This is a genomic window from Pseudomonas sp. TR47, assembly GCF_044143025.1.
GTDB classification, from domain to species: Bacteria; Pseudomonadota; Gammaproteobacteria; order Pseudomonadales; family Pseudomonadaceae; genus Aquipseudomonas; species Aquipseudomonas putida_E.
Map to the genome: position 1 here is coordinate 41,887 of NZ_JBHFCS010000013.1, position 11,343 is coordinate 53,229.

An 11,343-nucleotide genomic window follows, 5' to 3' on the forward strand; every position below is an offset into this window, starting at 1 on the left:
GGACCATGAGCTACGTTATCGACCGACGCCTGAACGGCAAGAACAAGAGCACGGTCAACCGCCAGCGTTTCTTGCGGCGCTACCGTGAACACATCAAAAAAGCCGTCGAAGAGGCCGTAAGCCGTCGCTCCATCATGGACATGGAGCACGGCGAGCAGATCAGCATCCCGGGACGTGATATCGACGAACCGGTGCTGCACCATGGCCGCGGCGGCAAGCAGACCATCGTGCATCCGGGCAACAAGGAATTCACTGCTGGCGAACATATCGCCCGGCCGCAGGGCGGTGGCGGCGGTGGTGGCCGCGGCAAGGCAGGCAACTCCGGCGAGGGCATGGACGACTTCGTCTTCCAGATCACCCAGGAAGAGTTCCTCGAGTTCATGTTCGAAGACCTCGAGCTGCCCAACCTGGTCAAACGCCACCTGACCGGTGCCGACACCTTCAAGACCGTGCGCGCCGGTATCGCCAACGAAGGCAACCCGTCGCGCATCAATATCGTGCGCACCCTGCGCTCGGCCCATGCCCGGCGTATCGCCTTGACCGGCAGCAGCCGCGCACTGCTGCGCGAGGCGCAGAAGGAACTGGCCCGGTTGAAAGTCGAGGAGCCCGACAACTTCACCGACATCCAGGAGGTCGAGCAAGAGATCGAGCGGCTCAAGGCCCGTATCAACCGCCTGCCGTTCCTGGATACCTTCGACCTCAAGTACAACCTGCTGGTCAAGCAGCCCAACCCCAGTTCCAAGGCCGTGATGTTCTGCCTGATGGACGTGTCCGGCTCGATGACCCAGGCCACCAAGGACATCGCCAAGCGGTTCTTCATCCTGTTGTACCTGTTCCTCAAGCGCAACTATGACCGCATCGAGGTGGTGTTCATCCGCCACCACACCAGTGCCCGCGAAGTAGACGAAGAAGAGTTCTTCTATTCCCGCGAGACCGGCGGCACCATCGTTTCCAGTGCACTCAAGATGATGCAGGAGATCATGGCCGAACGTTACCCGGCCAGTGACTGGAACATTTATGCCGCCCAGGCTTCCGACGGCGACAACTGGAACGACGACTCGCCCATCTGCCGTGAGATCCTTTCCAAACAGATCATGCCGCACGTGCAGTACTACACTTACGTGGAGATCACCCCCCGCGAGCATCAGGCGCTGTGGTACGAATACGAGCGTATCGGCGAAGCTTTCCCCGACACGTTCGCCCAGCAGCAGTTGGTTTCGGCCGGTGACATTTACCCGGTCTTCCGTGAACTCTTCCAGCGCAGGTTAGCCACATGAGCGCCAGAGAACAGAGACGCCAACCCATTTCCACCGGGTCCGAGTGGACGTTCGAGCTGATCCAGACCTACGATCGGGAAATCAGCCGTTTGGCCGAACGTTATGCCCTGGACACCTACCCCAATCAGATCGAAGTGATCACAGCCGAGCAGATGATGGACGCGTATGCCTCCGTCGGCATGCCGCTGGGCTATCACCACTGGTCCTACGGTAAACAGTTCCTCAGCACCGAGAAGTCCTATAGCCGCGGCCAGATGGGCCTGGCCTACGAGATCGTGATCAACTCCGACCCCTGCATCGCCTACCTGATGGAAGAAAACACCATGTGCATGCAGGCACTGGTGATTGCCCACGCCTGCTATGGCCACAACAGTTTCTTCAAAGGCAATTACCTGTTCCGCACATGGACCGATGCCAGTTCGATCATCGACTACCTGGTGTTCGCCAAGCAGTACATCGCCCAGTGCGAAGAGCGCCACGGCATCGATGCTGTCGAAGACCTGATCGACTCCTGCCACGCCTTGATGAACTACGGCGTGGACCGCTACAAACGCCCCTACCCGATCTCCGCCGAGGAGGAGCGGCGCCGCCAGAAGGAGCGCGAGGAGCACCTGCAACGCCAGATCAACGACCTGTGGCGCACCATTCCCAAAGGCGCAGAGAAAGGCGGCGACCGCGATGATGCGCGCTTCCCCGCCGAACCGCAGGAAAACATCCTTTACTTCATCGAAAAACACGCCCCGCTACTCGAGCCTTGGCAGCGCGAAGTAGTGCGTATCGTGCGTAAGATCGCGCAGTACTTCTACCCCCAACGCCAGACGCAGGTCATGAACGAAGGCTGGGCGACCTTCTGGCACTACACCCTGATGAACGACCTGTACGACGAAGGCCTGGTAACCGACGGCTTCATCATGGAATTTCTTCAGTCGCACACCAGTGTGGTGTTCCAGCCCGGCTTCGACAGCCCTTATTACAGCGGCATCAACCCTTATGCCCTGGGTTTCGCCATGTACACCGACATCCGCCGCATGTGCGAAAACCCTACCGAGGAAGATCGCCGCTGGTTCCCGGACATTGCCGGCAGTGATTGGCTGTCGACCATCAAATTCGCCATGAGCAGCTTCAAGGATGAGAGCTTCATCCTGCAGTACCTGTCTCCCAAAGTGATCCGCGACCTCAAGCTGTTCAGCATCCTGGATGACGACCAGCGCGACGACCTGCTGGTGCCTGCGATCCATGACGAAGCTGGCTACCGGGCGATACGCGAGCAACTCGCGGCCCAGTACAACCTGGGCAACCGCGAACCCAACGTACAGATCTGGAGTATCGACCGCCGCGGCGACCGCTCCCTGACCTTGCGCCACCAGCAACACAACCGCAAACCGCTGGGTGACTCCACCGAGGAGGTGCTCAAGCACCTGCACCGCCTTTGGGGCTTCGACATCCACCTGGAAACCGTGCAAGGCGATCAAGTGGTCAAGACCCACCACATGCCACCGCGTGGCGAGCATGGCGAAGCCGGCGACTACGGCCGCATGGACCTGGCCGTCATCCATCACCTCTAGCCTGCACACCACCATTGCTGCCGACAGGGTATCCTGTGGGCAGTAATGGAGGCTGCACATGCAAATCTACAAAGTCGGCGGCGCCGTGCGCGACCGCCTGCTCGGGCGCCCGGTCAGTGACATCGATTGGCTGGTGGTGGGTGCCAGCGTCGAAGAAATGCACGCCAAGGGCTTTCGCCCGGTTGGCGCTGACTTCCCGGTTTTCCTGCACCCCAAGACGGGCGAGGAATATGCCCTGGCGCGTACCGAGCGCAAGAGCGGGCGCGGGTATGGCGGTTTTACCTTCCACGCCAGCCCCGAGGTGACCCTCGAAGAAGACCTGATCCGTCGCGACCTCACCATCAATGCCATGGCCGAGGATGATCAGGGGAACGTTCTGGACCCCTTTCACGGTCGGGCCGATCTTGAGCAACGCCTTCTGCGCCATGTGTCCCCGGCATTCGCCGAAGACCCCTTGCGCGTACTGCGTGTTGCCCGCTTTGCCGCACGCTATGCGCCGTTGGGGTTCAGGGTCGCCGATGAAACACTGGAGCTGATGAAGCAGATCGCGACTTCTGGCGAACTGCAGGCGCTGACGGCTGAACGCAGCTGGAAAGAGATCGAGCGAGCGCTGATGGAAGACGAGCCACAGGTGTTCATCAACGTGTTGAGCGACTGTGCAGCACTGAAACAACTGATGCCTGAGCTTGAGGGAGATGCAGCTTCGCTGGCGGCACTGACGCAAGCAGCCAAACATCATCAGCCACTGCACATTCGCTGGGCCTGCCTGCTGCATAGCCTGGAGCCAGCTTCGATCAAAGCGCTCAACCAGCGCTTCAAGGCGCCGCGTGAATGCCAGGAACTGGCCATGCTGGTGGGTGAATGCGCCAGCAACGGCCACAGGGCCTTGCAGCTGGAGCCAGAAGACATGCTGGCATTGCTTCAGAAGTTCGACGTGTATCGGCGACCACAACGCTTCGAGGATTTCATTTCCGTGTGCCAAATGGTTGCCCAAGGAAGCGCACAGGCTTATCCACAGGCGGATTACCTGCGCGCAACGGCAGCGGCCGCCAGGGCGGTAGAGGCGAAGCCCCTGGTGGAAGCAGGGCTGACCGGGCAGACATTGGGGGAGGCGCTGAAGCATCAGCGCCTGGAGGCACTGAAGGCCTACAAGGCCAATGCCGAAAACTGATCGCCCGACTGCTCGTACCTACCCGCAAAGGGGCCAGTACGAGCAGCGATCACCCCGGCTCAGACGCTGGTAAGCTGCAAACCGCGCCATTCAAACGCGACCGGAGCCAGCACCTGGTCGATATTGGCCTCCTGCCACAACCGGGCCATGCTCTTACCCTCTCCCGGATGCACCAGCTCAGGCGCCAGCAGCGCCAACGGCCATAGCACGAACGCGTTCTTCAGAATCTCGGCCCTGGGCAACACCAGCCCATCGAACGTGCCATGCAGATCGTCATACATCAGCACATCGATATCCAGCGGCAGGCCCTTGCGGTCGGGCGCGTAGCGGCCATTGTCAGCCTCGATGAACTTGACCCGGCGGTCCAGCTCCATCAACCCAAGGTCGGTCTTGCCCGTCACCACGAAGTTGATGAATGGGCCGCTCTTGATCCCCACAGCCTGGCTTTCGAACGCCGGAGAACAACGCATGTCACAGAGGATCGCCGCCAATGCATCGAGCCCTGCGCACAGGTGCGCATGGCGATCGATGTTGCTGCCCAGGCCCAGGTAAACCGTGCTCAGAGACATCCGCGCTCGATCTCCACGCCAACACCGCCTCGGGCCGCAGGGACCGCACCCGGCTTGGTCAGCTTGAGCCGCACCCAAGGGATGTGGAACTCTTCCATCAGGGCCGCGACCAGCCGTTCGGCGAACGTCTCCACCAGTTCGAAACGCGCCTGCTCGGCAAAGGCCTGGATACGCGCCGAAACACTGGCATAGTCCAACGCCAGGTTCAGATCATCGCCAGCCGCTGCCGGGCGATTGTCCCAGGCGAAACTCAGGTCCAGGCGCAGGCACTGGCGAATATCCCGTTCCCAGTCATAGGCACCGATGACGGTATCGACTTCCAGGCCTTCGATGAACACTCTGTCCAAGCACTTCTCTCCACAGCACGACAAGGGCGACTGGCGCCGTTAGAATCAAGGCGTCCTCGCCCGGAATAGTTAGCATGTTTTGGTTACTGGCGCTGCTCGCCTACCTGCTCGGCTCGCTGTCCTTCGCCATCGTCCTCAGCCGCCTTTCGGGCAGCCCGGACCCGCGCTCCTGCGGTTCGGGCAATGCCGGCGCCACCAACATGCTACGCCTGGCGGGCCGCAAAATGGCGATCCTGACCCTGCTTGGCGACCTGTGCAAGGGCTTGCTGCCCGTAATGCTGGCACGCCTGGCCGGGCTCGACCTGCAAGAGCAGGCCTGGGTAGGCGTCTGCGCGGTGCTCGGCCACCTGTTCCCAGTGTACTTCCGTTTCCAGGGCGGCAAGGGCGTGGCCACGGCGGCCGGCATGCTCATGGGCCTGTACTTCCCCGCCGCGCTACTGGCCATCGCCGCCTGGCTGCTGACGTTCTACCTCACCCGCACCAGCTCGCTGGCCGCGCTGATCGCCACACCGCTGACCCTGCCACTGCTGGCCTGGCGCGAGCCAGCGGCCCTGCTGCCGATCAGCGTGCTGACCGTGATGATCGTCTGGCGCCACCGCAATAACCTGCGCGACCTGTTCGCCGGGCGCGAACGCCACTTCTGACGCACACGCAAGCGGCTTACAACGGTGGCAACTGCTCCATCGGCCAGCGCGCCTGCACGCTGATCGCCAGGTCCTGCTGCTGCCCGGCCAACAGCCGCTGGCAACCGGCATAGGCGATCATCGCGCCGTTGTCGGTACAGAACTGGGGACGCGCGTAGTACACGTTGCCTTTGATACTGCCGAGCATGTCCTCGAGGGAGGCACGCAATGCCTTGTTGGCGCTCACGCCACCGGCAATCACCAGACGCTTGAGGCCGGTCTGCTTCAGTGCGCGCTTGCACTTGATGGTCAGAGTCTCCACCACAGCCTGCTGGAACGCCAGGGACACGTCGCAACGGGTTTGCTCGTTGTCGTCACCAGCATCGCGGCACTGCTGCCAAGTGTTCAGGGCAAAGGTCTTCAGGCCACTGAAGCTGAACGCCAGGCCCGGACGGTCGGTCATCGGCCGCGGGAACACAAAACGCCCCGGTACGCCCCGTTCTGCCAGGCGAGCGATTTCCGGGCCACCCGGGTAATTGAGGCCGATCAGCTTGGCAGTCTTGTCGAACGCTTCGCCAGCAGCGTCATCCAGGCTCTCGCCCAGCAACTCGTACTGACCGATGCCATCGACCCGAACCAGCTGGGTATGCCCCCCAGACACCAACAAAGCGACGAACGGAAACTGCGGAGGATTTTCCTCAAGCATGGGCGCCAACAGATGGCCTTCCATATGGTGCACGCCGATCGCCGGAATATCCCATGCGAAAGCCAGAGCCTGGGCGCAGGACGCACCCACCAGCAGCGCTCCGACCAGGCCAGGGCCTGCGGTGTAGGCAATGGCGTCGATCTCGGTGGCCACGCAGCCCGCCTCGTCCAGCACCTGGCGGATCAGGGGCAGCATGCGCTTGACGTGGTCCCGTGAGGCAAGCTCGGGTACCACCCCGCCAAACACGCGGTGCAGGTCGATCTGGCTGAACAGCGCGTCGGCCAACAAACCGCGTTCGCTGTCGTATAATGCGACGCCGGTTTCGTCGCAGGATGTTTCCAATCCCAGTACTAGCATGGGCTCGTCCCTTGTGGGGGCTGATTTCGAAGCCGCGCATGATAGTCCCCGTGCCGGGTGCCGACCAGCGGTTTTCGATCAGAGGCTTTGCATTCCGGCTTGCTAAGGGTTAACATCCGCAACCCTTGAAAACCGACGTTCTCCAGCACACCTTTGTTTTGCCAGGAGCACGTCTACCCCGGTAATGAATTAAGGTAGCCCTGGATGCCAGCCGTCAAAGTTAAAGAGAACGAACCCTTCGACGTAGCTCTGCGTCGTTTCAAGCGCTCCTGCGAAAAAGCCGGTGTACTGGCTGAAGTTCGTAGCCGCGAGTTTTACGAGAAGCCGACCGCCGAGCGTAAGCGTAAAGCAGCTGCTGCTGTTAAGCGTCACGCCAAGAAAGTTCAGCGCGAACAGCGCCGCGCCGTTCGTCTGTACTAATACAGTACAGCCGTTCTACGCAAAGCTTCTGCCCTGCCCGGCTCACCGCCGGGCCGATGGCAGCGGTTTGTTTCAACCTTGAGCAGCTAGTTCAAGGCGTCCATCGCAACCTGCAATGGGCAAAGCGCATCAAAACGTCAGAGCTGGTTTCGACCAGTCGTGCACGTCCTCACTGACGAGCCCCTGGTTACCTGGAGGCTACCGACGAGCACACATTCCCTCGCACATCCCCTAGCAGCTCTTGCCCCTAACGGCGCGCTAGCGTTTAGACTTGCCAGTTGCCAGATGACGAGACTGCCATGGCCGGGCTGATTCCCCAAAGCTTCATTGACGACCTGATCAACCGCCTCGACATCGTCGACGTGGTGAGTTCGCGCGTCCAGCTGAAAAAGGCCGGCAAGAACTACTCTGCCTGTTGCCCGTTCCACAAAGAGAAAACCCCGTCCTTCACGGTCAGCCCGGACAAGCAGTTCTATTACTGCTTCGGTTGCGGCGCAGGCGGCAACGCCCTGGGCTTCGTCATGGACCACGACAACCTGGACTTCCCCCAGGCCGTCGAGGAACTGGCCCGTGCCGCAGGCATGGAAGTGCCCCGCGAGGAAGGCCGTCGCGGCCAGAAGCCGCGACAGCCTACAGACTCGCCGCTTTACCCGCTGCTGGATGCAGCCTCGGAATTCTACCGCCAGGCCCTGCGCAGCCACCCGACCCGCAAAGCCGCAGTGGACTACCTCAAGGGCCGCGGCCTGTCGGGCGAAATTGCCCGCGACTTCGGCCTGGGGTTCGCACCACCTGGCTGGGACAACCTGCTCAAGCACCTCGGCGCGGACACCCTGCAACAGAAGGTGATGATCGACGCCGGCCTGCTGATCGAAAACGCCGAAAGCGGCAAACGCTACGACCGCTTCCGCGACCGGGTGATGTTCCCGATACGCGACAGCCGCGGGCGCATCATCGCCTTTGGCGGCCGCGTTCTGGGCGACGACAAGCCCAAGTACCTCAACTCCCCGGAGACCCCGGTATTCCATAAGGGCCAGGAACTTTACGGGCTGTATGAGGCGCGCAAGCACAACCGCAACCTCGACGAGATCATCGTCGTCGAGGGTTACATGGATGTCATCGCCCTGGCCCAGCAAGGCCTGCGCAACGCCGTAGCCACACTCGGCACCGCCACCAGCGAAGAACACCTCAAGCGCCTGTTTCGCGTGGTGCCCAGCGTACTGTTCTGCTTCGACGGCGACCAGGCCGGGCGCAAGGCCGCCTGGCGCGCCCTGGAGTCGACCCTCTCGGCACTGCAGGACGGGCGCCGTGCGCGCTTCCTGTTCCTGCCTGAAGGCGAAGACCCGGACAGCCTGGTACGCGCAGAGGGCACCGATGCCTTCATGGCGCGCATCAACCAGCACGCCCAGCCGCTGGCCGACTATTTCTTCGAGCAACTGAGCGTCGAGGCCGACCCGCGCTCGCTTGAAGGCAAGGCGCACATGGCGACCCTGGCTGCACCGTTGATCGAAAAAATCCCCGGCGCCAACCTGCGCCAGCTGATGCGCAATCGCCTGAAGGAAATTACCGGCCTCGATCCACAGCAGGTCGAGCAGTTGGCCCAGCAGGCGCCTGCCGCCAACAGCGTGCCGGACTATGACCCTGGCTACGACTACGACGCCATGGCCAGCTACACCCCCGACTATGGCGACATGCCGCAACACGACTACGCCCCGGCGCAGCAGGAGCAGCAGTGGAAGCCGAACAAGGGGGGCGGCAAGAAGCCGTGGAGCGACAAGCCCTGGGACAAGAACCGCAAGGGAGGCAAGCCGTGGCAGCAGCGCGATGAAGCGCCGCCACGCACGCCGGCACCGGTGGAACCCCCGACCCTGGCGGCCTTGCGCACGCTGCTGCACCACCCGTTGCTGGCCGGCAAAGTCGAGGACGCCAGCCACTTTGCCGACGAAGAGCATCTCTACAGCCAGTTGCTGGTGGCGCTGATCGAGGCCGCGCAGAAAAATCCTGGGCTAAGCTCAATGCAGCTGATCGCACGCTGGCACGGCACTGAACAGGGCCGCTTGCTGCGGGCCCTGGCAGAAAAGGAATGGCTGATCGTGGCCGACAACCTTGAACAACAGTTTTTCGACACTATAACTAGCTTGTCCGCCCGCCAACGCGAGCGCAGCCTGGAACATCTGCTCAGGAAAGCACGTCAAAGCGAGTTGAGCAGCGAGGAAAAATCTCAGCTTCTCGCCCTGCTGAGCCGGAATGTTCCCGCACAAACGCCGACCTCATCTGGCGCGTGAGGCCCATGCTCGGGTATAATCCTCGGCTTGTTTTTTGCCCGCCAAGACCTTCAGTGGATAGGGTGTTATGTCCGGAAAAGCGCAACAGCAGTCTCGTATCAAAGAATTGATCACCCGCGGTCGTGAGCAGGGCTACCTGACTTACGCGGAGGTCAACGACCACCTGCCTGAGGATATTTCAGATCCTGAACAGGTGGAAGACATCATCCGCATGATCAACGACATGGGGATCAACGTATTCGAGAGTGCTCCGGATGCGGATGCCCTTCTGTTGGCGGAAGCCGACACCGACGAAGCCGCGGCCGAAGAAGCCGCTGCTGCGTTGGCGGCCGTTGAAACCGATATCGGCCGCACGACCGACCCAGTGCGCATGTACATGCGCGAAATGGGTACGGTCGAGCTCCTGACCCGCGAAGGCGAAATCGAAATCGCCAAGCGTATCGAGGAAGGCATCCGTGAAGTGATGGGCGCTATTGCCCACTTCCCGGGCACAGTTGACTACATCCTCGGTGAATACGACCGCGTCACCACCGAAGGTGGCCGTCTGTCCGATGTTCTCAGCGGTTACATCGACCCTGACGACAATATCGCCGCTCCGACCGAAGAAGTGCCGATCCCTGGCGCCAAGGCCGCTGCCACGAAGGAAGAGGCCGACGACGAGGAAGAAAGCGACGATAGCAGTGACGATGAGGAAGAGACCGAGAGCGGTCCGGACCCAGTCGTTGCAGCCCAGCGTTTCGGCGCGGTATCGGATCAGCTCGCCATCACCCTCAAGGTGCTGAAAAAGCATGGCCGCAGCCACGCCGAGAGCATCGGTGCAATGCAGGCCCTGGCCGATCTGTTCATGCCGATCAAGCTGGTGCCCAAGCAGTTCGAGGTACTGGTCGAGCGCGTTCGTGATGCCCTGGCCCGCCTGCGTCAGCAAGAGCGTGCCATCATGCAACTGTGCGTACGTGATGCGCGCATGCCGCGTGCCGACTTCCTGCGCCTGTTCCCGAGCAACGAGACCGACCAGACCTGGAGCGGTGACCTGGCCAAGCGCAACACCAAATGGGCTGCTGCCCTGGGTGAAAAGGACGCCGCCATCGTCGCCTGCCAGCAAAAGTTGATCGACCTTGAGACCGAGACCGGCCTGACCGTTGCCGAGATCAAGGACATCAACCGCCGCATGTCCATCGGTGAGGCCAAGGCTCGCCGCGCCAAGAAAGAAATGGTCGAGGCGAACCTGCGTCTGGTGATTTCCATCGCCAAGAAGTACACCAACCGCGGCCTGCAGTTCCTCGACCTGATTCAGGAAGGCAACATCGGCCTGATGAAAGCGGTGGACAAGTTCGAATACCGTCGCGGTTACAAGTTCTCGACCTACGCCACCTGGTGGATTCGTCAGGCGATTACCCGCTCGATCGCCGACCAGGCACGCACCATTCGTATCCCGGTGCACATGATCGAGACGATCAACAAGCTCAACCGTATTTCCCGGCAGATGCTGCAGGAAATGGGTCGCGAACCGACCCCGGAAGAGCTCGGTGAGCGCATGGAGATGCCTGAGGACAAGATCCGCAAGGTCTTGAAGATCGCCAAAGAGCCGATCTCCATGGAAACCCCGATCGGTGACGATGAAGATTCGCACCTGGGCGACTTCATCGAGGACTCGACCATGCAGTCCCCGATCGACGTGGCCACGGTCGAAAGCCTCAAGGAAGCGACCCGCGACGTGCTTTCGGGCCTGACCGCACGCGAAGCCAAGGTGCTGCGCATGCGTTTCGGTATCGACATGAACACCGACCACACCCTCGAAGAAGTGGGCAAGCAGTTCGACGTGACCCGTGAACGGATCCGTCAGATCGAAGCGAAGGCGTTGCGCAAATTGCGCCACCCGACGCGCAGCGAGCACCTGCGATCCTTCCTCGACGAGTGATGAAAAACCCCGGCCCAGGCCGGGGTTTTTCTTATGTGACAAAAGGTCGTGGCAAGTAGCTACCCTTCGCGGCGATTGCCCGTCTACACTCGAATTCAGACCACCTGA

The 11,343-nt window shown here is 61.5% G+C and carries 10 protein-coding genes; 7 read left to right on the top strand and 3 right to left on the bottom strand.

Features of this window, described 5'->3' with window-relative positions:
• Positions 1–5: 5 nt before the first annotated feature.
• Genes ACEWE8_RS15175 through ACEWE8_RS15185 form a run of 3 tightly spaced genes read left to right on the top strand, consistent with a single transcriptional unit; the run spans position 6 to position 4,013 of the window.
• Complete coding sequence (locus ACEWE8_RS15175; protein WP_012316567.1) at positions 6–1,277, top strand: YeaH/YhbH family protein; 1,272 nt, start codon at positions 6–8, stop codon at positions 1,275–1,277.
• Positions 1,274–2,842, top strand: a complete 1,569-nt coding sequence (locus tag ACEWE8_RS15180; protein WP_046787570.1) for a SpoVR family protein — start codon at positions 1,274–1,276, stop codon at positions 2,840–2,842. The genes ACEWE8_RS15175 and ACEWE8_RS15180 overlap by 4 nt, the downstream gene beginning before the upstream one ends.
• Positions 2,843–2,900: 58 nt before the next feature.
• Positions 2,901–4,013 carry a multifunctional CCA addition/repair protein gene (locus ACEWE8_RS15185; protein ID WP_395589321.1) on the top strand — a complete coding sequence of 371 codons (1,113 nt, stop codon included), beginning with the start codon at positions 2,901–2,903 and terminating at the stop codon, positions 4,011–4,013.
• A 59-nt stretch (positions 4,014–4,072) separates the two neighbouring features.
• On the opposite strand, the gene folK is transcribed toward ACEWE8_RS15185, so the two are convergent.
• Together folK and folB are read right to left on the bottom strand one after the other, a co-directional pair.
• The gene (folK, locus tag ACEWE8_RS15190; RefSeq protein ID WP_395589322.1) at positions 4,073–4,582 is read right to left on the bottom strand and encodes a 2-amino-4-hydroxy-6-hydroxymethyldihydropteridine diphosphokinase; all 510 of its coding nucleotides are present in this window, start codon (positions 4,580–4,582) and stop codon (positions 4,073–4,075) included.
• Positions 4,573–4,929: a dihydroneopterin aldolase gene (gene folB, locus ACEWE8_RS15195; protein ID WP_009682799.1), complete on the bottom strand. Its 357-nt coding sequence runs from the start codon at positions 4,927–4,929 to the stop codon at positions 4,573–4,575. The genes folK and folB overlap by 10 nt, the downstream gene beginning before the upstream one ends.
• Before the next feature lie 74 nt (positions 4,930–5,003).
• On the opposite strand from folB, the gene plsY reads away from it, so the two are divergent.
• The gene (gene plsY / locus ACEWE8_RS15200; protein WP_012316571.1) at positions 5,004–5,573 is read left to right on the top strand and encodes a glycerol-3-phosphate 1-O-acyltransferase PlsY; all 570 of its coding nucleotides are present in this window, start codon (positions 5,004–5,006) and stop codon (positions 5,571–5,573) included.
• Positions 5,574–5,589: 16 nt separating this feature from the next.
• Here the strand turns inward: plsY and tsaD are convergent, their stop codons facing one another.
• Positions 5,590–6,615, bottom strand: a complete 1,026-nt coding sequence (gene tsaD, locus ACEWE8_RS15205) for a tRNA (adenosine(37)-N6)-threonylcarbamoyltransferase complex transferase subunit TsaD (RefSeq protein ID WP_012316572.1) — start codon at positions 6,613–6,615, stop codon at positions 5,590–5,592.
• A gap of 204 nt (positions 6,616–6,819) precedes the next feature.
• On the opposite strand from tsaD, the gene rpsU reads away from it, so the two are divergent.
• The 3 genes from rpsU (at position 6,820) to rpoD (ending at position 11,235) form a co-directional block, all read left to right on the top strand.
• Complete coding sequence (gene rpsU, locus ACEWE8_RS15210) at positions 6,820–7,035, top strand: 30S ribosomal protein S21 (protein WP_003255575.1); 216 nt, start codon at positions 6,820–6,822, stop codon at positions 7,033–7,035.
• 299 nt (positions 7,036–7,334) lie between these two features.
• A complete protein-coding gene (gene dnaG, locus ACEWE8_RS15215; protein ID WP_046787567.1) occupies positions 7,335–9,317 on the top strand; it encodes a DNA primase in 1,983 nt (660 codons plus the stop codon).
• Positions 9,318–9,384: 67 nt separating this feature from the next.
• A complete protein-coding gene (gene rpoD / locus ACEWE8_RS15220) occupies positions 9,385–11,235 on the top strand; it encodes an RNA polymerase sigma factor RpoD (protein ID WP_046787566.1) in 1,851 nt (616 codons plus the stop codon).
• Positions 11,236–11,343: the final 108 nt, after the last annotated feature.